Source organism: Enterococcus sp. LJL120 (genome assembly GCF_054871765.1).
Map to the genome: position 1 here is coordinate 158,062 of NZ_JBTXLV010000007.1, position 21,750 is coordinate 179,811.

Here is a 21,750-nt window from a genome sequence, read left to right on the forward strand (position 1 = left end):
AATAAAATAGGTGGCTTAATCAAATGGAAATTTCAGTGTATCAAGCGGATGTCTTTACCACAAAAGTGAATCAGGGAAACCCAGCCGGAATTGTTCCTGCGGCAGACAATCTGACAACGGATCAGATGCAAAAAATCGCAGCCGACATGGGCTTTAATGAGACGGTTTTTATTTTGTCCAGTGAAGAATGTACCGCTGAGTTTCGCTATTTTACACCAGGGCATGAGACGCCTTTATGTGGTCACGCTACAATTGGCGGTGTGAGATACCTTTTAGATGCCGGCTTGATTCAAGAGCAAGCGCTCCTTAAAACTGAAGTCGGTCCAATCGAAATCAAAATAAACGCTGATGCTTTGACGATGGCCCAAAGCCAACCGAAGCAAACACCTTTTCTCTCATCAAAAAAAGAATTGTGCAACATCTTAAACATTCAAGAAGAAGATTTGCTAGAGGATTTGCCGATTGAATATGGCAATACTGGTTCTTGGACTTTGCTAGTCCCTGTGAAAAGTGAAGCTGTCTTAGCAAAAATGGTGCCGCAAACGTTACGTTTTCCAGAAGTTTTAAAGGAAATTCCCCGCAGCTCGATTCATCCATTTACTATTTTAAATCAGGAACAGGGCTTATTTAGCGCTCGACATTTTTCTTCGCCGTATTCTAAAACCATTGAAGATCCGGTGACTGGTACGGCCTCAGGGGTGATGGCAGCCTATAGTCAAAGATATCTCTATCCAGAAAAAAATCCGCTGACAATTTCAATTCAACAAGGACGTTATTTGAAACGGCCCGGCCAATTATTGGCAACGGCGACAAAAGAAGCTGGCAAAACTTTTATTGAAATAACTGGAACAGCCATCATGAATCCTCAAGTGAAAAAAATTATTTTGTAAACTATTAAAACTGTTATCAAGTTGGTTAAATTTGATAACAGTTTTTTTATTGTCAGAAAAAAACGATAGTGGAGTATTCTAAGATAGTTTAAAAATATATCCAAGCTAGAATTTTTTAAAGTTTGACAAGAAAAAGTTCGAGTGATATATTTATAACATGTTATAAATATATCACATGAAAGTTGGACTAATAAATGAAAAAGAAAATACGCTTAACTAGTAAAATTTATTCAATCGAGTTTTTAGCAGCAATGTTGTTTTATAGCATTGGTGTCTCATTAAGCACACCAAACACCAATCCAATTTATTTAAAATATCTTGTTATGGGAGTGATGCTAGTTGTAATTTCAGCAATTATTCTTTTGATATCTCTGATGAATTCCGAGAAAATGGATGAACGAGCCCGCTACAATCTATCAAAAGCCAGTAATCTGACTATTATTACAGCAATTTCATTTTTCGTTTTATTAGGTGTGAGCCTATTGGCACTTTCTCTTCATATTCAATTAACAGCTGGTATTATGTCGTTTGTTGTAGCTGCTATGTTAGCTTTCCATGCATTGTCCTTTCTCACTTTTGAAAATGTAGGCTTATCCAATGGGAAAAATTGAAACGAATTTAAAGGAATATCGTGAAGAGCGGGGGCTGACTCAAAAGGACTTGGCTGAACAAGTCGGAGTTAGAAGAGAAACTATCGTCCATTTAGAGAAAAATAAGTACAACCCATCTTTAGAACTGGCTTTGGAAATTGCTCAAATTTTTGAAGTGCCAGTCGAAACTTTATTTCGATTAAAAGAAGAGCCTAAAAAAAGCTGATCTGTGGGGTTCAGCTTTTTTAAGTAAAAGGGATAAAATCAAAATCTCTTTAGTTAATTGGATAAAGATTGATTGAGATATCAGCCTACAACTGATTCATTTCAACACCATAATCCTCCGCCACTTTTTTCAAACTAAAGCCCCGTCCGTGGACTTCACTGGCACTTAAGGTGATAAAGAAAGAGTGGTCATCAATTGAAAGGATGCGTTCTTTGACTTTTGGAAAATCCTTTTCACGAATAACAGTCATCAATAATTTTCCCGGCTGCTGACTATAGCCGCCTTCAATTGGGATTAAAGTAACCCCTAAATCTAATTCATTGGTAATAACCCTGCGAATTTCTTGATGTTTTTGGGAAATTATCAAAATATTTTTTGAGCGGACCAAGCCAATTTGGATGCCATCAACGACTCGCCCGATAATAAAGAGGGCAATCAACGAGAATAAAACGACATCAGTACTAAATGCTAAAAATGCGGATAATATCACCAAGCCATCTACAAAGAGAATCGCAATTCCCAGCGAGACTTTTAAATATTTATGCACAATCTGCGAGATAATTGCCGTTCCACCAGTCGACGCATTACCGCGAAAGACTAGGCCTAGACCAATTCCGGTGATAATGCCACCAAAGAGAGCCGCCAAAAAAATATTGGTGGTCAAAACGGGGACATTACTAGTGATGCCAACAAAAAAAGGATAGAGTAAGCTGCCATAAATCGTCTTCAATCCCGTTTCTTTACCTAATAGGATAAAGCATAAAAATAGAAGGGGAATATTAATAGCATATAAAATAATTGCGGGATTCCAGTTGAAAAGATGATTTAAAACCACACTAATTCCATTTGCGCCCCCAGCGACAATCCGATTAGGCAGTAAAATAGAATTAATCGACAAGGCTAAGACGAAGGCCCCCACTGTGACAAATAATGTGTCTTGGACCAATTGTTTTTGAAAAAATTTCTGCAAATGATTTCCTCCTCTAAAAAAATTACCAAACTGACTTCATCATAACATGAAGTTTTCCATAAAAAAATCTTTGAGGAGGAGAAATTTCAGATATTTTTGCAAAAGTAAGCTAAATTGTGAAAATTTAGCTTTAGCGGTAAAGACATCAGTCATAAAAAAATTAATTGCTATTCATTAATTGCATAACCGGCATCACCTAATACCGAGATGGTCTTGGCTAACTTGTCTTCTTTAATAAGAATATAGTCGGTATTGTAAGTAGAAACGGCAAAGATGCTGATTTTCTGCTCTGCCAAAAGGCTAGCGATTTTTGCCAAGATACCCACTAGACTAAAATCTAAAACACCGACGATTTTTAACGCCCGCCAACCATCTTCTCGATTCACTGTGATAGCTGGAACTTTTTCAGTCGGTAACACGATAGAACGCTCGTCTTCAGTATTTGCAATAAATAATGGGCTGATACTAAGCTCAAGCCCATTAAAATCAGGTACTTGAATAACTGAAAGGGGTATCCGTAAAATTTCTAGTTTCATTAAATAAACTCCTTTAAATTTTTTTGGTGTGTCTGAAAAGTCAAATATTTTAGTCTATTGTCACCGATGGGTTCTTGATTTGCAAGAGAGAAAATAGCAGGTAGCAGCAACATAAAAAACCGCCCACAATTATTAGGGCGGTTTCACATTAAGCTTAAAGCTTAGGTCTAAAAATAAAATATGCGAGACCTAAAATAACGACAACAATTAGTAGATAAAATAGAAAAGTGGCAAAGCCGGATAAAAGTCTTTTCACATGAATCACCTCTATTTAAAAACGACCTGATATCTTTTAAAGTTATTTCAAGTATAGCACAGAGGGAAAAGTATCAACTGATTGCCAGTAAGTTCATTCTAGACTTACATTTAAGGCAATTTTTTAATTTTAAATTGCTCAAAATATTCTGGATGATTATGACTTTTTACTCCGGCAAAAATGGTTAACGCCAAAGCGCCCAAAGTATTGGTAAACAAATCGCCCATTGTATCCATCAAGGCTTCTCGTCCGATAAATGGTGTACCACTGGAGGCATTATAACGCTGCAGGTTCATATTGAAAAATTGATCGCAGAGAAACTCCCAAAATTCCCAGAATACGCCACAGAGTCCAGCAAAGGCGAAACCCATAATAATAAAGAGCCAGGGACTGGTTTTAGAAATATCGGCATCTTTTAAAAAGGTTGCGATTAAGCCATACCCCAACACGGTTAAAAGCATAGGACTGACGGCATGGAGCACCTTATCCCAGAAGAAAATTAAAGAAATAACGTGTAAGCCAGTGCCGATAAAAACGGAAATGGTTAAGAAAAACCAGTAGAACAGGACAATAGCCGCTGGGATTTCGATTTTCAATAATTTACGGGCGATATTCGGCAGATAAATTAAGACAATACCCGCAAGTGATTCAATGACAAAGATGATGCCTTGACTCGTAGAATACTTATTTGTAATCAACTCAAAGATATTATAAGCGACGACAAACAATCCAAAAACAGTTAACGCCAATTGTGCTTGTTTCATTTTTTTTGACATGGGACAACCTTTCTAGCAGTATTCTTGCAGAGCTTGTAAAAGCGCTGCTTCAGAATTAACCACTTGACCATTTAATTTTATTAAACCAATTGTGTAGAGATTTGTATAGTGAAACTGATTTTCAGCAACAGTTTGCAGTGCTTGAATTTTTTGCTGATTGTCGCTGCCTTGCTGGCGGGTATCAGTATATAAGCCTAAAATCGGAATATTTTTTCCATAGGCGACGCCGATTTCTGAAGCAACTCCGGCATCGATCGTGATACCATCTAATAGCGCAATCATCAAATCACTTTCTAAAACTTTTTCAGTATCAGCTAAAGCAATCATTTTGCTGTCGGCATAAGCCGATTTATCATTAATTGCCGCATTTTCCTGCGGCAGATAAATAGTGGCATCTGGTTGTTGCTGCCGAATTTTTTCAACAAGTTTTTGATTATAAAGTAAATCACTTTGAGCAAATAATGGGGCTGCAAAGTAAATCTTCATTAATAATTCCTCCATCTAAAAGTAGTCACGGAACCCTTTATGTTTAAAAATAGTCGCTAAAGTAAGCTTCTGTATCCGGTAAAATCCGTTCTAAGGTGTGCAGGGTTTCCTTATCTGTGCTAAGTCGTTCAATGCGAGAAAGATAACTGGCCCGGCGATAATTCATCATCAGACAAGTTAGAGTTTGGATGTCAAGTACAACCGGCTTGCCAATCGCTTCGTCGGTCACAGTTACCTGATCGTTTTCATCCCAAATCAGACCAAAAATGCCCGTATTCCAATCCGCCACAGGGTCGGTCACAACAAAATGAAACGGCTTGCCGGTACTATCAAAGGGATACCTCTGTAAAAATTCCTTCACATCGACAATACGGGCCATGAAGTACGGTTCAATCGTTTCTTTAATTTGACTGTCATCTAGAAGAAAAGCTAGCGGTTCATTTTTATAAATATCCCCTAAGACCCAGTCGACCATCGAAAAATGGGCGCTGATAAAATTCCAGAGGCCGTTGCGGGCTTCTAAGTTCAAATAAAACATTTCTTTAATATGAAAAACATCTTCGGCAATCCAATAAAATAAAACGCCTAAAGGTTCTTGATTGGCGCCGTAATAAACGGCGGCCGTTCGTTCCTCTTCATTTTCAAAACGCCAGTATTCTTCCCAGTGGAACTCACTGCGAATCAAAGCGCCATGATTTTGTCTGGCAAAGCGGGCATAGACAGTGAAAACATCTGGGTCATATACCTCTTTGCGCTCCACCATGCCGGGAACCTCAACAGCTTTTGGCAGCTGGACATCTTTAATTTTAAAACTTAATTTGTCCGACATAATTTCCCAGCCCTTGCGGCGATAATAAGGAATGCTGTAGGGATATAAATAGGAAATCCATTGTTTTTCTTTGCGCATGTTTCCTAGTGCAACGCGGATTAAATCCTGCATCAAGCCATGATTGGCATATTCAGGATATGTGCCGACACCCGTTACCCCACCCATTTGATATAAAGTCCCGTGAATATTTACTTCACAGGGATAAATTGCAATTTGTGAAATTAATTTATCTTGATAAAACCAGCCAAACACCTCTGACAGTTCTAAAATCGGCTGTTTAGATTTAATCAGCTCCCGCTTATTGGAAAAACCGCTCTCTTCTAAATCAGATTCCGTAAATTGAAAGACATAACTCAATAACTCATTGAATTGAGCGACATGCTCTTCACCAACCGGCTTCAAAACTAAATTTTCGCGAAAATCTTGTTCCGCCATATTTTCAACTCCATTTCTAATGGATTAAGTATAGCAAAACTTTACAGCCTTGTCTTTTTTGGCGATGATGTGCTTTAAATGTCGTTTATTACATTTTTTTTACATTTTATGAATATTAAGTTTGTTTTAAGGAAAATAATTTATACTTATACATAATAAAAAAGAATGGGGTAGTTGAGTGAATAAAAAATATTTATTGGGACTCGCAGCTGTTATGGGATTTATCGCTGTGGTCATCATTGTAGCCAATCTAACCGCCACTGATCCCCTTGAAGAAGAGGTAATGGCAGATACCACCACAACCTCTACAACATCATCGACAGAGGAAATAATTGAGATTACTTCTGGGACAGCAGAATTAACCGAGACGCAAACGGCAGAAATTTTGACCAGCGCCGCTATCGAAAATGTCCCATTGATAAATCAACTGGATTCGCCCCGTCTGCGAAATGGTTGCGAGGTCACCTCATTAGCAATGATGTTGAATTATTATAATATTGAGGTATCTAAAAATGACCTAGCTGATGCGCTGCCGTCAGTTGCTTATCAGGATGAAGAGGGTTATTATGGTGATCCTAATGAAGGCTTTGTCGGCGATATTACCGGCGATATCGGAGCGGGCTATTTTGTGTATCACGAGCCAATTTTCAATCTGGCCCAAAATTATTTGACGGAAGATTTAACCGCTATTGATTTTACCGGTAGTGATTTTTCTAAAGTTCAATACTTTTTGTCGACGGGCAGCCCAGTCTGGGCAATCACCACGACGAATTATGCCGCTACTAATGATTTGGAAACATGGGAAACCGTCAATGGCCCCGTTGAAATTTCTATGAGTGAGCATTGTGTTGTTTTGATTGGTTATGATGAAGAATATGTTTATCTGAATGACCCTTATGGCAACGAAAACTATCAAACCAGCTTGAATGACTTTATTGCTTCATGGGAACAATTTGGTTCGCAAGCAATCGCGATTACCGAAGCTTAATCTATCTACTGACACTAATTTAACTAGTGTCAGTTTTTTTATGGGGATTTTCTAGCGATTATTCCCCAAGAAATGTTAAAAACTCTTTTCAAGGAGGACTTCCGTTGTTATAATCGTAAGTGCTGATTGTTAGGAAAGTAGGAAAACACATGAATATAAATGAAATGAAAGAACGGCAGAAAAAAATTCGGAACTTCTCGATTATTGCCCATATTGATCACGGTAAATCAACGTTAGCGGATCGAATTTTAGAAAAAACCCACACCGTCTCTTCTCGAGAAATGCAAGACCAGCTATTGGATTCCATGGATTTGGAAAGAGAGCGGGGCATCACGATTAAATTAAATGCCGTCGAATTAAATTACACAGCAGAAGATGGCGAAACCTATATTTTTCATTTAATCGACACTCCCGGACATGTCGATTTTACTTATGAAGTTTCCCGCAGCTTAGCAGCCTGTGAAGGCGCCGTCTTAGTAGTTGACGCAGCTCAAGGGATTGAAGCTCAAACGCTCGCCAATGTGTATCTAGCCTTGGATAATGATTTAGAAATTTTACCAGTCATCAATAAAATTGATTTACCGGCAGCCGATCCAGAACGGGTACGCAAAGAAATTGAAGATGTCATCGGCATCGATGCCAGTGAAGCCGTTTTAGCTAGCGCTAAAGCCGGCATCGGTATTGAAGAAATTTTAGAACAAGTCGTCCAATTAGTGCCGGAACCTGCTGGTGATTTGGAAGCACCTTTAAAGGCTTTAATTTTTGATTCGGTTTATGATGCCTATCGTGGCGTTGTCTTAAACGTCCGCATTACCGATGGAGTTGTCAAACCCGGTGATAGAATCCAATTGATGAGTAACGGCAAAACTTTTGAAGTGACTGAAGTTGGCGTGTTCTCACCAAAAGCTGTTAATCGAGATTTTCTAATGGTGGGAGATGTAGGCTACATCACCGCCAGCATTAAAACCGTTCAGGATACTCGTGTGGGGGATACCGTTACTTTGGCCAACAACCCGGCCAAAGAAGCCTTGCCTGGCTATCGAAAAATGAATCCGATGGTTTATTGTGGTCTTTATCCCATCGACACTTCCCGCTACAATGATTTACGGGAAGCCCTCGAAAAATTACAACTAAATGATGCAGCTCTACAATTTGAACCAGAAACCTCTCAAGCGCTCGGCTTTGGCTTCCGCTGTGGATTTTTAGGCTTGCTTCATATGGATGTTGTACAAGAAAGATTAGAGCGGGAATTTAATTTAGAATTAATCACGACGGCACCATCAGTAATTTATCATGTGAAAAAGACTGATGGCTCAACAGTCGTTGTTGATAATCCCGCAGAATTTCCAGAACCTGTGACCATCGACAGTGTGGAAGAACCTTATGTCAAAGCCCAAATCATGGTACCGAATGATTATGTCGGTGCGGTGATGGAATTGTCCCAAAGAAAACGGGGGGAATTTGTGACGATGGACTACTTAGACGATTATCGCGTAAATGTCGTCTACGAAATTCCACTCTCAGAAATTGTCTTTGATTTCTTTGATAAATTAAAATCCAGCACCAAAGGCTATGCCTCATTAGATTACGAAATGGCTGGCTATCGTCCTAGCAAACTAGTCAAGATGGATATTTTATTAAATACAGAAAAAGTCGATGCGTTAAGCTTTATCGTCCATCGAGAATTTGCTTATGAACGGGGCAAAGCGATTGTTGAAAAATTAAAGAAACTGATTCCGCGTCAGCAATTTGAGGTACCAATCCAAGCGGCAATCGGCCAAAAAATTGTCGCACGGTCTGATATCAAAGCCCTGCGTAAAAATGTTTTAGCCAAATGTTACGGCGGGGATGTTTCCCGTAAACGCAAACTTTTAGAGAAACAAAAAGAAGGTAAAAAGCGGATGAAACAAATTGGCTCTGTCGAAGTCCCACAGGAAGCCTTCATGGCTGTGCTGAAAATGGATGAAGACGATAATCCGAAGAAATAGGTATTTGTTTGAACATACAAATTGAATTTAATTAGCTTTCATAGGATTTGCCTACCATTTGCCGACGTTAGGATTGGCGATTGGTAGGCAAATTATTTTTATTCAGAGAATTTGGAAAGTAATTTGTTTTAGATCAAAAAAATTTGATAAATAAAGATTATTTTTCCGTAGTCAACGAGAGCAAGCTTATCAAACGAGCTCGCTTTTTTTATTTCGAATAAATCTGGAAGAGGTCAGTAGAAATCTCCTTGCCTTTTTGTAAAATGGAAAGGGAATAATGGAATGTAAAGGCAATTAGGGTGAGTTGTTTAGATGGGGACTGGCTGAAAATAGTGAAGTTATATAATAGAAATAAATTTTACATTTATTGTTTTAGTGTATTTTTATTAAACGAAATTGCCAAGTTTAATCGATTTCGTGAGTGAACTAACTTGGGGTTTAATTGAATCAGGAGGAGCTATCAAAAGACTAAATAATGAAAAAAAGCGATTGGTTAATTTTGATGCTTTAAATTTACTGGAATAGGTATTTTTAGTTTGATACACTACTGAATGAAGAATACAAATTTTTTAGGAGAAAAAACAGCCAATGAAAAAAGAACTTGTTACTGAAACTGATTTATTTACCGTCCTTGATATCATTGATAAGACTGATATCGTCTATTTTCTTGATGGTGGTTGGGGTGTGGATGTTTTGACAGGTAAGCAACACCGTCAGCACAGGGACATTGATATTGATTTTGACGCCAATTATACGCAAGAGTTGTTAACAACATTGCAAGACTTTGGTTATGAAACGGTCACAGATTGGCTACCTGCCAGAATGGAATTGTGGCATCCAGACTATGGCTATTTAGATATTCATCCTTTTATCTTCGACTCAGATGGCTCAGCAAAGCAAGCAGATTTAGAAGGCGGCTTCTATCAGTTTGAGAAGGATTTTTTTACATCCGTTCATTATCAAGGTCGTCTAATTCCTTGTATTTCACAGAAGGCGCAATTACTATTTCACAGCGGCTATGAGTTGCGGGAAAGTGATTTGATTGATATTCAAAACCTTCATGCAATGGACAATTAAAAAAGTTAATTTGGTGAGTCCACAAAAGACAGATTTTATGGACTCAAACAGGCTATTACATTTCTAGCACTACCAATTGGCTTTGGTTGATAACGATTTTTTTATTTTCATACTCACGTGAGTATGAAAATGGCATCATCTAATGCTATGGAACGGGGAGATTAAATGGAAAAAGAAAAGTTGATTCGGGTTGAAAATGTGTATAAATCTTTTGGAGAAGTCCATGCAGTCAATGGCTTGGATTTTTCGATTGTAGAGGGAAAAATTGTAGCTTTTCTGGGACATAATGGTGCTGGTAAGACAACGACCTTGCGATTATTAATTGGGTTGTTGGCGGCAGACCAAGGAGCTATTTCTGTTTTTGGATTAGATCCAATTCAAAATGGTCAAGCAGTTCGTAAAATTTGCGGTGTGTTATCAGAAGATGACGGTTTATATGAACCGCTGAGTGTCTATGACAACTTAATTTATTTTGCAGATATTTATGGACTACCTAGAGCAGTTGCAGAACAAAGAATTGAAGAGCTATTGAAAAAATTTGACCTGTACCAAGTGATGGATTCTCCAGTGAAGGGGTTTTCTCGAGGAATGAAAAAGAAAGTTGCACTGATTCGGGCTATGCTGCACCAGCCACGACTCTTACTTTTGGATGAACCTACGAACGGGTTAGACCCTGTAATGACTCAGGAATTGCGGGAAATGCTGGTGATTTTGGCAAAAGAGAGTGGTGCTACGATTGTGATGACCACGCATAATTTAGATGAAGTACAAAAAATGTGCGACCAAATAATTATTTTCCGTCATGGTAAAAATGTTTTCTCTAGTGATATTGATTCTTTAGCCCAAGAAAAGCTCTATCAAGAACACGGCCAATTTAGTCTTGAGAAACTCTACTTGACCTTAGAAGGTGGTGGCATGAAATGAGTGCCATCAAAAATGTGGTCAGAATCCAACGAAAATTGTTTTTCCAAGATAAGGGAATGTTGGTTTTTTATGGGGTTACAATAGTAGGTTTAGGTATTGTATTGCCGCTTTTTATCAAAAGTATTACTGCACAATTGACTCTCGTCACGTTTATGACCACGACACTACAGAAACAGTGGACCGCTGAGAGTATCGCAGGTGAACGAGAAAATAAAACTTTGGAGTCATTACTAAGTACACCATTGGAAACGACCCATTTAATAGTAGGTAAAAGCCTATTTAATCTGGGTTGTGGACTTGTTTATAGTGGTTTCCTTATTTTGGCAATTTTTTTCACCAGACTAGTTACTCAGACACCGCAAGAATTTTCAGCTACAGATTGGCTGATTTATTTACTATCAGCGATTATGGTCATCTTGATCACAGCCTTTTATGGCGTTCTTTGTTCAGGAATCTCGGCAACAGTTAGTGAGGCTGGGAAAAAACCAGCCATCATTACTTATTTTTGCTCACTACTGGTAGTGATTGTTTTAAGTACACTAATGTTAGAAACACTTCCTCTTATAGGATTAGTTGTTATTATTGCGGCTTATTTTATTTTGACTGGGCTTATTCTCTTTGTCACGTTAAGAAAAATATTTCATATGAGTCGTATGAAGCTAATTGAGATTGATGTCCATGATAAAGCTCAAACAAACCGTGATCATTCAGGGAAAAAAAAATCAGCCTACATGTCGGTCTTTGCCCACGAATATCACTATTTCAAAACTTTGAAACGCTTGACTTTTAATTTTACTATTCTTTCATTATGCCCTGCGGGAATCTATCTGACTGCTTGGCTTTTGTTAGGACAATTGGATTTAAATTATTCAATTTTACTAACAATCGCAATGATTCCACGAATTCCAACAAATCTAATTGCCTATGCGGTGGGTGGGGAAAAGGTCTATAAGACAGGGGAGGCTATTTTAGCCACACCGCTTTCAACGACAGCTTTACTATTCGGCAAAGCTCTTTTACCTTTGCTTATTTCGGGGATTATGTTACTTATTTCTGCTGTAATAACAATTCTTTGTGCAAATCTGATTGCTTGGAGTTTAGGGCAGGGCTTTATTTTCTACAGCATAACGCAACTGATTTTATTATTTGGTGTTGGCTTAGCAACTAGTTTGGTGATGATTTTTGCGATGGCAATATTAAGTCTAGCTGCTAAAACTCCCCGCAAAGGATTATATTTTGCCACTTTTCTAGGCTTAGTCTTTTTTATTCCAGTGATTGGCATCATCTATTTGTTTCACAGTAGCCTGTTATTGAGTGCCTGTTATTTACTACTTTTATTAGGTACAGCTTGTTATCTTTATTTAAAAATTCGCAGTGTGTCCCGCATCCAGTTAATGGAGTATTTGTAAAAAGAAAAGCGATCAAAAGGTTATTTTTGATTTTTTCACTATTGAAATCATAATATTCTCGAAAGCTTATAGTTGATTGATTTATCTTTATTTTAGGATTGTAAGCTGGTCACATAATGTATATGTGGTTTGTATGAATTCCAATTAATCAATAAGTGTAGTTGTCTAGTTCGCCTAAATTAAGTTTTTTTAGAATAAACATTGAAGATGGAGGAGTAACCGATGAATTTAAACCTCGTAAAAGTAAACGAGCGACTGAACTTTGGCATAGTGCAGTGTCTTACCCAATTTAATAAAAACTTACTGAGATTGACATACTTTTTCAAGAAGAGATTCATCATTTTAAGAGAGATTCTGGGTAACCACTATCCCCTATATAGTCTAGCTCTAAAAGAAAGGCAAACAATAAATGAACCATTTCGACTTTCTCATGAAGAGAGTGTATATCCTTTTCTAAACAAAGTGAGACAAGGTTTGTCGATTGATGATAGACTCATTGGGTTACTTTTTTTGTATTTTGCCAACTCTACTTTTGGTCAATCTGTGGACAAACTATGAACCAACAGCAGAAATCTATCATTTGTCTTCTGATATTTGCTCCGTTGTGGCTACTACAATATACTATCTTACATGAAGGCGGTCACGCTCTTGTGATGCTGGCCTATGGCGGCACCATTGACAGCTTTTGGATAATTGGCCCAAGCGCTCACGTGAGCGCTTATGGTGCTAGCTATACGTTTATCGGAGAAGTGTTACTACAGGCGGCAGGAATGCTATTACCCTCTCTAGTGGTGCTAGTTGCTTTACTACTGTATCGTCCCAAAGTAGCCTTTGCCGGATATCATTTATGCTATTTTGTAGTGGCTATCACGCCACTGTATAATCTTTTGGTGTGGGTTGCATTGCCCATTGCTTCACTCTTAACGGTGTCAGCACCTGAGGAAGACGTGACAAAATTTTTGATACTTTCTGGATGGCCACCGCTAGCGGTAAGCTTAGCCGCATTTGTATTGATGGTCGGCTTTGCTATGTTGATTCACCACAAGGGTGTATTGGCGAATGTAGTGGGAATATTGCGGGCATGGAGAGCGCAGAAATGACGTCTTAAGGAGAGAATCCACTGTAACTACGAAGAGTTTCTGTGGATTTAAAAGAATGAACTAAATTTATTGAGAAGTTAATCACTTTGCTAACTCAGGGTTTAACGGAAAAAAAAGTAGTTACAATATTTCATAAAGAAATAAGAACATACAAAGATGGGAACAATAAAAAGGCAGCTGAGCGAAGTATTTTTCGATCAGCTGCTGTTTGATTTAGGCTTAATCATCTTGAATTTTTAGCCCTTCAACAATGTCTAAGCGCTTGATAAACCGATTGGCCATAATTAACCGCAAATTACTGACCAGAAAAATAACTACGCCGCTAATAATAAAGCTGGTTGGTGTAATGAATGGATATAACGCAAAGGTGTTTTGGGAAAACTCCCCTTTAATCGCTACTAGTAAAAAATAGCCTGCAACAAAACCAAGGGGGATTGCTAAAGCAAGCTGCACAAAGCCTTCTTTAAAAATCGCTATCAGAATTTTTCTTTTTGAATAGCCCATGATATTCATAAACATGTATTCAAATTCACGGATAGTAAGATTCATCAAATTCATACAGGCAACGACTGTAATCCCTAAAATGACTCCACAAGCGATAAGCAGCCAAATAAGAATTTGTAAATTTTCCAAGAGATTATCAAAGGAAGTAATATCGTCCTCTGCCGTCGAAAACATTAGGTTATCACGGAGTAAAGCAGCTTTTAATTGAGCTAGCTGATCTGTTTTAACATAGGTTAGATTGTAAGCCTGTGGTAAATCAGGAAAAACCTTTTGAGCATAATTATAAGAAGTAAAGATGCTAAGCCCCATGCCAAGGGGAATAATTTCTGATACTTTAACTTTTTCATCATCGATGCTAATCAAATCTCCCACAGCAACGTGCCATTTTTCAGCGTAGTATTCTGGGACAATAACCCCGTGTTCTAAGGCAGTGGAGTTTAAATTAAGCAACTGGGAATCAATTTCCGTGATTGTCAATGAATAATCTTCACCTTTGACTTTGACCGGCAATTGCAACGCCCGTGTCTTGGCAGAAATAGTTGGGTACTGACTCAAAAGATTTTGCTGTAGTGGCGTTATTTCACTTTCCACGACTAAATCATAAGAGGCGAAATCAGAAAAATATTGACGCGTCACTTGACGAAGCGAATCATTAAATCCCAGCGAAAAAACAAGTAAGGCAGTCGAAGCGCTGATGCCGATCACCATAACTAAAAAACGGCCTTTATTGCGAATACTACTTTTAAATGCATAACGTGTGTTAAAGGACAATTTTTGCCAAAAAAAGGCAGTTCGCTCAAACAGACTACGTTTCGTCATTTTCGGCAGCCGCGGCCGCATGGATGCTGCCGGCAATTCCTTGAGGACTGAGAAAATTGCCAATAAACCGGCGAGTAAACAACCAACAACTGAAACAGCACAGGCAAATAGCCACAAAGAAGGATAAATGTGTAATGTCAAATTAGGGAGCTCCATCATAATTTTTATCATGGAAAGCAGCCACTGGGATAGAGGGATTGAGCCTAAGCAGCCAAGGAAAGCTGCGAAAAATCCCAATAGGCCAAATTGAAACAAATAGATTTTCAAAATCGTGGTATTACTGTGGCCCAATGCTTTCATGATGCCAATTTGTTTATGCTCTTTGAGGATGGTACGCCTCAAAAGGATAAAAATAATACTGAAGGATATCAACCAAAAAATTAAAGGAAAAATAATGGCAAACGTTTCAAATTGCCCCAAATCACCCTCGTACATCTGGTAATTAATCTGATTTTCAGCTGTTGTATATGAATCGAAGCTAAGTATTTCTGCGAGATTTTTTTCGGTTAGTTTTCCAGTTGGCTCAATTAGCAATTGATTGTAGGAAATGGAGAGCTGATTGATAAAAATCACGCCAAACTGGGTGGCATCGGCAAACATTGTGCGGGCATTTTGTACATAATAAACATACTCCGGCGAACTGGCAATACCGGAAATGGTAAATTCTTGATCATTGATTTTTAATTTTTCCCCGACAGTCAGTTGGTTTGCTCGGGCAAATTGACTTAAAACAATGATTTCCTGACTATCATTGGGTAACTTGCCAGCTACTACTGTCAGTTGATTAAGCGCAGAAGTGATTGTGATGAAACGATATGTAAGGTCAGCTTCTTTAATTTCGTAGATGCTCCGGGGCTCGACTTGGGAAATTTCTACTGAGCTACTCAGCCGAGTGACATCATCTTCAGTAAATGAACCGGTCACAGTGATCGGAGCATAATGATTTTGGCTAAAATAATTTTCAGCGGAGAGCTGAAATGAATTTTTGAAGGAGAGAATAGTTAAAAAAAAGAGCACAGCGACAAAAATCAGTAACCCCATTCCCAGCATTTGGCCGCGATTATTTTTCATTTTTCGAAAAATAAAACGATTCGAAGTTTTCATTACCATTCCACCTCGCTTGGCATTAATGGGTATGGGTTTTCTAAATACTCAATTATTTGTCCGCTGCGCATACGGATGACGATGTCTGCAATTTTGGCGATTTCTTTACTATGAGTTATCAAAATGATTGAGCTATTATTTTCTGCTTGGATATTTTTTAGAACCTCCAAAATTTTGATACCGGTTTCAAAATCAAGTGCTCCGGTAGGCTCATCGCAGAGCAATATTTCCGGTTTTTTTGCTAAGGCTCGCGCAATGGAGATGCGCTGCTGTTCACCGCCGGATAATTGCGCTGGAAAATGTGTAGCTCGTGTAGCTAAACCAACCGAAGCAATTGCTTCTTTGGCATATTCAGTTTTCAAATGGACAATTTCTGTTGAAAATTCAACGTTTTCTAAAGCATTTAAATCAGGCAATAGATTATAGCTTTGAAACACAAAGCCAATTTTATCCTTGCGAAAATCGGTCATTTGACCTTTAGTCAAATCAGTGAGTTTTTTTTCCTGACAAATAATTTCTCCAGTTGTTGGCTGATCCATGCAGCCGATCATATTCAATAAAGTCGATTTTCCAGAGCCGCTTTCTCCAAGAATTACAACAAATTTGTTCTGAGGTATTTCTAAAGAAATATTATTTAGCGCCACTACAGCGGCGTCCCCCACGCCGTAAACTTTGGTGACATTTTTCAGTGAAAATAAACTCATTCGTTACACCTCCAGATAGGATAATAGGCCATCTAGCAAAATTTCAACAGTCGAGTCAATGTATCCGTCAATCAAGATTTCTTCATGACTGACACCGAAGAAGAGGATATGAATCGCATTTTGCAAAATTTCGATTTGTTTTCCTTGTAAATTCAGGCTATCAAAAATTTGTTGGTAATTTTCTTGTTCCAATTTTTCCAACGCAGCTAAATCTGCCTTTGAATAGCGCAATAAAAATTGCTGAACTTCATTGTGTTCTTCAATGAAAAAACGCTGTTGAGGATTTTTTAGAAGTTTCAAAAAAAATATTTTAATTTGTTGGCGCTTTTCACTGGAGGGCAGGTGGGCAATTTTTTTAAGGACATCTTTAATTTGAGCAAATCCTTCTTCGTGAAGCTGGAAAATTAGACTATAGATGAAATCATCCTTTGAAGAAAAATAATTATAAAAGCTGCCTTTAGCAACGCCGGCATCTTTTACAATATCATCAACGCTCACGCGACTAAGTCCATAGCGGGTGATTAAATCCTTTCCGTGTTTTAGCAATAAATTTCGTTGTATTTTTTTTTCTTGATCAGTTAAACTTCGTGGCATGTTCTTCTCCAAACCATAATGACTAATTTTGTATTATATAGTCATTATAAGATAGTGATAATCTTAATGTAAAGTTTTTTCTAATTCAAAAGGAAAAAAAATTTTCTGGATGGATTCCTATACCCAGAAACGAATCAACAATTGACTGGTGAGTTTTCCCGTTTTGATAGTCGTTAGAAATTGCGCTAATTTTTTGCTGTTTTATCTTTTTTTCGGAGGATACTGAGTTTATCAGTATTGACCGAGTTTGGTTTCAAAGAGAATGGCTGAGGATGATAATCTGAAGAAATAGAACTTTAAATGGTGCCTTTAAAAAATTTTGAAGCGCAGAGACTTCAAAAAATAAAAACCGTCCAGTTTAAAATACTGGGCGGTTTTTATAACACGTCAACTTCTCGTTTGAGAAATTAACACTTTCGATAGAGCGACACTGATTTCTTCGACGGAAATATCTGACTCTAATTGCATCCATTCGACAATCATACCGATTGTGCCTTTGGCAAAATAGGTAAAAAAGAGTTCCAAAATTTCAGGATTTGTTTCATCGAACATTTGGCTGAACTGTGAAATTGCTAAATCATGAACTTCTGAGAAAATAGTTGTGACAAAAAAAGTAGTATTGCTGCTTTTTAAGAGAGCCAGAGATAAAACTTTATTTTGATTTAAGACGCTGATAAAGCGTTCTAACCAGATGGCTAAATCATCTGAGGAGCGTAATTGAATTAAGGGTAAAATTTCAGCGGTCAGCTCTTTTTCGATTGTCTGGAATAAATCTAACGGGTCTTGGTAATACTTGTAAAAGGTGCCCCGATTAATTTCTGCTTTTTCCGTAATTTCAGTGACGGTAATTTTTGATAATTCCTGTTGACTTAGGAGTTCTAGAAAAGCTTCCCGAATGACTTTTTTAGTATAAAGTGTCCGGCGATTATTTTTTGTGCCTGCCAAGTAGCTCATTCCCTTCAACATTTTTCTAAAAAGTGTCTGTTTAATGACAAGTGCTTTCAAATTGACTATTGACCTCAATGATTAAACAATTATACTTACAAAGTGTAATGAAAGCAACACTGTGTTTGAAAAATGACGAGGTGAAGAAATGAGTTTCATTGAAGTGAATCATGAGTTTAAAGAATATCAGATGGGGGATACAACCATCGTCGCCAATAATGATCTTAGTTTTTCAGTGGAAGAAGGAGAGCTGGCGGTGATTCTGGGTCCTAGCGGGGCTGGAAAATCAACTGTCTTAAATATTTTAGGAGGAATGGACACGCCGACAAAAGGTGAAATCAAAATAGCGGGGGTCGACATCGCCAATTTTTCCAATCGAAAATTGACAGCCTATCGTCGGACTGAAGTTGGTTTCGTGTTTCAATTTTATAATTTAGTACCTAATTTGACGGCTAAAGAAAATGTTGAATTGGCGTCAGAAATTTCGCCGAATGCCCTCGATGTTGAAGCGACTTTGCGACAAGTAGGGTTGGGGGAAAGAATGAATAATTTTCCAGCGCAGCTATCTGGCGGCGAACAACAAAGGGTGGCGATTGCTCGAGCGTTAGCTAAAAATCCCAAAATTTTGCTTTGTGATGAGCCGACTGGGGCCTTGGATTTTGAAACTGGTAAGCAGGTTTTGCAGTTATTGCAGGATGTTAGTAGAATACAAGGGAGAACAGTTGTTTTAATTACCCATAATAGTGCGATTGCCCCGATTGCCGATCGGGTGATTCGAATTAATGATGCGAAGGTTCGCTCAGTTGAGCTTAATTCAGCTCCAACTTCGATCGCAAAAATTGAATGGTAGGTGCCTTGTTTGAAGAATAAATTATATTTGCGCAGTCTCTTTAGAGATATTCGTGATACCCTTGGCCGCTTTGTTGCAATTATTTTAATCATCTTTATGGCGGTATTACTCTTTGTCGGAATCAAATCAGTTGGGCCAGATTTGGAGCAGACAGTTGATGAATTTGTCAGTCAAAAAAATATTTCTGATGTACAAATCATCGGAACAGCTGGCTTAACTGAAGAGGATCAAGCTATCGCCGAAGAAACCGGTGCAACCGCCGAACTTGGTTATAGTTTTGCCTATGATGATGAAGAGGAGAATATCGATTTACAAGTCTATTCCTATGATGAGACTAGCAGTCAAAATAACTTGTCCTTAATCGAAGGCCGGCTACCTAAAGCGGCTAATGAGCTCGTTCTCAATGAAAGTTTAGCTGAGATTTATCCTCTGGGTTCGACATTGATGATTCAAAACGATCAATTAGAGGAAACAGAGTTTCAAGTTGTCGGCTTTGTCGAATCGCCAATTTATGTCAGCGAAAATGAATTTGGTTCATCAAATGTGGGTGATGGCACTCTTGATGGGTATGCCTATCTTAGTGAAGACGCCTTTTCTGCTGGTGATACCTATTCCATCATGTATTTGCGTTTTGATTCATTGGCGGAATTGGATATTTTTTCTGACGACTATCAAGAAAAACTAACAGCCAAATTAAATCAGCTGGAAACAACATTTGCCAACCGAAAAAGTGAAAGACGAGCAGAACTTATCGCAAGCGGCAATGATGAAATTGCCGCAAACCAAGCAAGTCTTGATCAAAGCCAAAGCGAACTGACTGCCGGTCAAACACAACTGGATGACGCGAAGCAACAATTGGAAATTCAAAAAAGCCAATTGGTAGCGACTGCTAGTTTACAAAGTCAGAGTAGTTACGAAGCTGCTTTAGCGCAAATTACTACTGCGGAAACTGAATTAAGCACTCAACAAACGACGCTGACGGAAAATCAGCAAACCATTGACGAGGCTCAAGCCGAAATTGATCAAGCGAAAACAGATTTAGAAAATCTGTCGACGCCCAATTATTTGATTAACGAACGAACCTCTAATCCTGGCTTTGAAGAGGTGACCAGCTTATCTGATCGAATTGATGCCATTGGCAATGTTTTTCCGGTATTTTTCTTTTTAATTGCCGCCTTGATTACCTTTACGACCATCACGCGTATGGTGGAAGAAGATCGGAAAATTATTGGGACCTTGAAAGCCGTTGGTTATACCAATATAGAAATTTCTATGAAATATATTTTGTACGCCCTGTTGACGGCTGTCGTGGGCACTGTGCTGGGAATTTTTGTCGGCACATTTTCTCTGCCGGCGCTTGTTTTTAACATGCTCGGTGCGTCTTATGTTTTTACAGACTACACGATAACTTTTTGGCTCGGCCCCATTTTGATTGCGATTGGTGGCAGCTTTGTAGCAACGGTCGTAGCAACGATTTATATTTTAATCAAGGATTTACGGGAAAAACCAACAGCCTTACTTATGCCCAAAGCACCGAAACCCGGTAAGCGAATTTTATTAGAATATATTAAACCAGTTTGGCGCCGGTTAAGCTTCAATCAAAAAGTTACTTATCGGAATTTATTTAGATATAAGGCCCGCATGATTTTAACGATTGCGGGGATTGCTGGCTGCTGTGGTTTAATGCTAGCGGGCTTTGGCTTAAGAGACTCGATTGAAAATGTCGGCACTGTGCAATTTAATCAATTAAATCATTTTCAAGGCATTGTGACCCTTGATAGTGAGATATCGGCAGATGCAGCCAGTCAAACATTAGATGTTTTAGACTCGACTGCGGCGGTTACTAAAGAAACGCCGGTTTATGCAAGTCAAGTAACATTTAAGGCAGACGGAGTAGCTGATCAAAGCGCCTCTCTTTATGCTTTTGAAACATCTGCTGCAGCGCGTGCCAATTTTACTTTACAGTCAACAAGCAGTGATTCTTCCAGTGAATTAGTGGGAGATGGCGCTATTATTTCAGAAGGCTTAGCCAAAGCCTATGAAGTGAAAGTTGGCGATGACTTAGTTTTTCAAGATGCAAACGGCAATCAGATGACTCTCAAAATTAGTGGCATCGTTGAGAACTATTTAGGGAACAATGTCTTGCTATTACAAAGTTATTTAGAGCAACTAACTGACCAGAGTCATCAGGTTAATTCCTTTTTAATTCAGACTACAGAAATGTCAAAGTCTAGCCAAGATGATTTGGCGGCAGAATTAAAAGGGACCGACCAAGTATTGACCACCACTTTTATGAGTCAGCAATTAGAAAAGCAGGCTTATTCTAGTACCAATCTGCAACCTGTGGTGATTATTTTTATTGTGCTTTCTGGAACGCTGGCTTTAGTTGTTTTATTTAATCTGACGAATATTAATGTTTCTGAACGGGAAAGGGAATTGGCCACCATTAAAGTATTAGGCTTTTATGATCAAGAAGTGTCAATGTATATCGTTCGTGAGTCGATCATTTTTACTGGCTTGGGAATTTTGCTGGGCTTTGTGGTGGGAAATGTGCTCACCTGGTTTATTATTACCATGGCAGCTTCACCGAGTATTAGCTTTCCTTTGCTGGTGCCAGCGATTGGTTATCTTTTTCCTGCAGGACTCACAATTTTCTTCTCTGCAGTAGTGATGCTGATTACCCATCAGCGCCTGAAAAAAATTGATATGATTGGCGCTTTAAAATCAAATGAATAGAACAAAAATACCTG

The 21,750-nt window shown here is 38.4% G+C and carries 20 protein-coding genes; 11 read left to right on the forward strand and 9 right to left on the reverse strand.

The genetic code is table 11. The features are described 5' to 3' along the window. Positions 1 to 23: 23 nt before the first annotated feature. From ACYSNU_RS12935 to ACYSNU_RS12945, 3 genes are all read left to right on the forward strand, one after another. Positions 24 to 890 carry a PhzF family phenazine biosynthesis protein gene (locus ACYSNU_RS12935; protein WP_461737625.1) on the forward strand — a complete coding sequence of 289 codons (867 nt, stop codon included), beginning with the start codon at positions 24 to 26 and terminating at the stop codon, positions 888 to 890. A 194-nt stretch (positions 891 to 1,084) separates the two neighbouring features. Then, positions 1,085 to 1,501, forward strand: coding sequence for a hypothetical protein (locus ACYSNU_RS12940; RefSeq protein WP_461737626.1), 417 nt, complete (start codon positions 1,085 to 1,087; stop codon positions 1,499 to 1,501). After that, entirely contained in the window at positions 1,488 to 1,706 is a 219-nt protein-coding gene (locus ACYSNU_RS12945; RefSeq protein ID WP_461737627.1) for a helix-turn-helix transcriptional regulator, read from the forward strand. The genes ACYSNU_RS12940 and ACYSNU_RS12945 overlap by 14 nt, the downstream gene beginning before the upstream one ends. A gap of 85 nt (positions 1,707 to 1,791) precedes the next feature. Here ACYSNU_RS12945 and ACYSNU_RS12950 read toward each other — a convergent pair whose 3' ends face one another. The 5 genes from ACYSNU_RS12950 to ACYSNU_RS12970 form a co-directional block, all read right to left on the reverse strand. Further along, entirely contained in the window at positions 1,792 to 2,676 is an 885-nt protein-coding gene (locus ACYSNU_RS12950) for a YitT family protein (protein WP_461737628.1), read from the reverse strand. A 167-nt stretch (positions 2,677 to 2,843) separates the two neighbouring features. Continuing rightward, a complete protein-coding gene (locus tag ACYSNU_RS12955) occupies positions 2,844 to 3,212 on the reverse strand; it encodes an ACT domain-containing protein (RefSeq protein WP_461737629.1) in 369 nt (122 codons plus the stop codon). A gap of 366 nt (positions 3,213 to 3,578) precedes the next feature. After that, positions 3,579 to 4,244, reverse strand: coding sequence for a hypothetical protein (locus tag ACYSNU_RS12960; RefSeq protein ID WP_265457204.1), 666 nt, complete (start codon positions 4,242 to 4,244; stop codon positions 3,579 to 3,581). 12 nt (positions 4,245 to 4,256) lie between these two features. After that, on the reverse strand, positions 4,257 to 4,730 hold the full coding sequence (locus ACYSNU_RS12965; RefSeq protein ID WP_265457205.1) for a nucleoside 2-deoxyribosyltransferase: 474 nt from the start codon (positions 4,728 to 4,730) through the stop codon (positions 4,257 to 4,259). Positions 4,731 to 4,773: 43 nt separating this feature from the next. After that, positions 4,774 to 5,994 carry a GNAT family N-acetyltransferase gene (locus ACYSNU_RS12970; protein WP_461737630.1) on the reverse strand — a complete coding sequence of 407 codons (1,221 nt, stop codon included), beginning with the start codon at positions 5,992 to 5,994 and terminating at the stop codon, positions 4,774 to 4,776. Positions 5,995 to 6,172: 178 nt separating this feature from the next. Here ACYSNU_RS12970 and ACYSNU_RS12975 point away from each other — a divergent pair, with 178 nt between their 5' ends. From ACYSNU_RS12975 to ACYSNU_RS13000, 6 genes are all read left to right on the forward strand, one after another. Then, positions 6,173 to 6,982: a C39 family peptidase gene (locus ACYSNU_RS12975; protein ID WP_461737631.1), complete on the forward strand. Its 810-nt coding sequence runs from the start codon at positions 6,173 to 6,175 to the stop codon at positions 6,980 to 6,982. Positions 6,983 to 7,131: 149 nt separating this feature from the next. Continuing rightward, on the forward strand, positions 7,132 to 8,970 hold the full coding sequence (lepA, locus tag ACYSNU_RS12980; RefSeq protein WP_461737632.1) for a translation elongation factor 4: 1,839 nt from the start codon (positions 7,132 to 7,134) through the stop codon (positions 8,968 to 8,970). Positions 8,971 to 9,558: 588 nt separating this feature from the next. Next, positions 9,559 to 10,047 carry a nucleotidyltransferase domain-containing protein gene (locus ACYSNU_RS12985; RefSeq protein ID WP_461737633.1) on the forward strand — a complete coding sequence of 163 codons (489 nt, stop codon included), beginning with the start codon at positions 9,559 to 9,561 and terminating at the stop codon, positions 10,045 to 10,047. 165 nt (positions 10,048 to 10,212) lie between these two features. Next, positions 10,213 to 10,971 carry an ABC transporter ATP-binding protein gene (locus ACYSNU_RS12990; protein ID WP_461737634.1) on the forward strand — a complete coding sequence of 253 codons (759 nt, stop codon included), beginning with the start codon at positions 10,213 to 10,215 and terminating at the stop codon, positions 10,969 to 10,971. Next, on the forward strand, positions 10,968 to 12,380 hold the full coding sequence (locus tag ACYSNU_RS12995; RefSeq protein ID WP_461737635.1) for a hypothetical protein: 1,413 nt from the start codon (positions 10,968 to 10,970) through the stop codon (positions 12,378 to 12,380). The genes ACYSNU_RS12990 and ACYSNU_RS12995 overlap by 4 nt, the downstream gene beginning before the upstream one ends. Positions 12,381 to 12,934: 554 nt before the next feature. After that, complete coding sequence (locus tag ACYSNU_RS13000) at positions 12,935 to 13,480, forward strand: hypothetical protein (RefSeq protein WP_461737636.1); 546 nt, start codon at positions 12,935 to 12,937, stop codon at positions 13,478 to 13,480. A 219-nt stretch (positions 13,481 to 13,699) separates the two neighbouring features. On the opposite strand, the gene ACYSNU_RS13005 is transcribed toward ACYSNU_RS13000, so the two are convergent. From ACYSNU_RS13005 to ACYSNU_RS13020, 4 genes are all read right to left on the reverse strand, one after another. After that, a complete protein-coding gene (locus tag ACYSNU_RS13005; protein WP_461737637.1) occupies positions 13,700 to 15,907 on the reverse strand; it encodes an ABC transporter permease in 2,208 nt (735 codons plus the stop codon). After that, positions 15,907 to 16,611, reverse strand: a complete 705-nt coding sequence (locus tag ACYSNU_RS13010) for an ABC transporter ATP-binding protein (RefSeq protein ID WP_461737638.1) — start codon at positions 16,609 to 16,611, stop codon at positions 15,907 to 15,909. The genes ACYSNU_RS13005 and ACYSNU_RS13010 overlap by 1 nt, the downstream gene beginning before the upstream one ends. Before the next feature lie 3 nt (positions 16,612 to 16,614). Then, positions 16,615 to 17,205, reverse strand: coding sequence for a TetR/AcrR family transcriptional regulator (locus ACYSNU_RS13015; protein ID WP_461737639.1), 591 nt, complete (start codon positions 17,203 to 17,205; stop codon positions 16,615 to 16,617). A 387-nt stretch (positions 17,206 to 17,592) separates the two neighbouring features. Next, positions 17,593 to 18,159, reverse strand: a complete 567-nt coding sequence (locus ACYSNU_RS13020; protein ID WP_461737640.1) for a TetR/AcrR family transcriptional regulator — start codon at positions 18,157 to 18,159, stop codon at positions 17,593 to 17,595. 139 nt (positions 18,160 to 18,298) lie between these two features. Between ACYSNU_RS13020 and ACYSNU_RS13025 the strand changes: the two genes are divergently transcribed. Continuing rightward, a complete protein-coding gene (locus ACYSNU_RS13025; RefSeq protein WP_461737641.1) occupies positions 18,299 to 19,000 on the forward strand; it encodes an ABC transporter ATP-binding protein in 702 nt (233 codons plus the stop codon). Positions 19,001 to 19,009: 9 nt separating this feature from the next. Continuing rightward, positions 19,010 to 21,736, forward strand: a complete 2,727-nt coding sequence (locus ACYSNU_RS13030) for an FtsX-like permease family protein (RefSeq protein WP_461737642.1) — start codon at positions 19,010 to 19,012, stop codon at positions 21,734 to 21,736. Positions 21,737 to 21,750 lie beyond the last annotated feature (14 nt).

Coding starts and splice junctions, on each gene's coding strand:
- ACYSNU_RS12935 (WP_461737625.1), top strand. CDS start 24: ATGGAAATTTCAGTGTATCAAGCGGATGTCTTTACCACAAAAGTGAAT.
- ACYSNU_RS12940 (WP_461737626.1), top strand. CDS start 1,085: ATGAAAAAGAAAATACGCTTAACTAGTAAAATTTATTCAATCGAGTTT.
- ACYSNU_RS12945 (WP_461737627.1), top strand. CDS start 1,488: ATGGGAAAAATTGAAACGAATTTAAAGGAATATCGTGAAGAGCGGGGG.
- ACYSNU_RS12955 (WP_461737629.1), bottom strand. CDS start 3,212: ATGAAACTAGAAATTTTACGGATACCCCTTTCAGTTATTCAAGTACCT.
- ACYSNU_RS12960 (WP_265457204.1), bottom strand. CDS start 4,244: ATGTCAAAAAAAATGAAACAAGCACAATTGGCGTTAACTGTTTTTGGA.
- ACYSNU_RS12965 (WP_265457205.1), bottom strand. CDS start 4,730: ATGAAGATTTACTTTGCAGCCCCATTATTTGCTCAAAGTGATTTACTT.
- ACYSNU_RS12970 (WP_461737630.1), bottom strand. CDS start 5,994: ATGGCGGAACAAGATTTTCGCGAAAATTTAGTTTTGAAGCCGGTTGGT.
- lepA (WP_461737632.1), top strand. CDS start 7,132: ATGAATATAAATGAAATGAAAGAACGGCAGAAAAAAATTCGGAACTTC.
- ACYSNU_RS12985 (WP_461737633.1), top strand. CDS start 9,559: ATGAAAAAAGAACTTGTTACTGAAACTGATTTATTTACCGTCCTTGAT.
- ACYSNU_RS12990 (WP_461737634.1), top strand. CDS start 10,213: ATGGAAAAAGAAAAGTTGATTCGGGTTGAAAATGTGTATAAATCTTTT.
- ACYSNU_RS12995 (WP_461737635.1), top strand. CDS start 10,968: ATGAGTGCCATCAAAAATGTGGTCAGAATCCAACGAAAATTGTTTTTC.
- ACYSNU_RS13000 (WP_461737636.1), top strand. CDS start 12,935: ATGAACCAACAGCAGAAATCTATCATTTGTCTTCTGATATTTGCTCCG.
- ACYSNU_RS13005 (WP_461737637.1), bottom strand. CDS start 15,907: ATGAAAACTTCGAATCGTTTTATTTTTCGAAAAATGAAAAATAATCGC.
- ACYSNU_RS13010 (WP_461737638.1), bottom strand. CDS start 16,611: ATGAGTTTATTTTCACTGAAAAATGTCACCAAAGTTTACGGCGTGGGG.
- ACYSNU_RS13015 (WP_461737639.1), bottom strand. CDS start 17,205: ATGCCACGAAGTTTAACTGATCAAGAAAAAAAAATACAACGAAATTTA.
- ACYSNU_RS13020 (WP_461737640.1), bottom strand. CDS start 18,159: ATGAGCTACTTGGCAGGCACAAAAAATAATCGCCGGACACTTTATACT.
- ACYSNU_RS13025 (WP_461737641.1), top strand. CDS start 18,299: ATGAGTTTCATTGAAGTGAATCATGAGTTTAAAGAATATCAGATGGGG.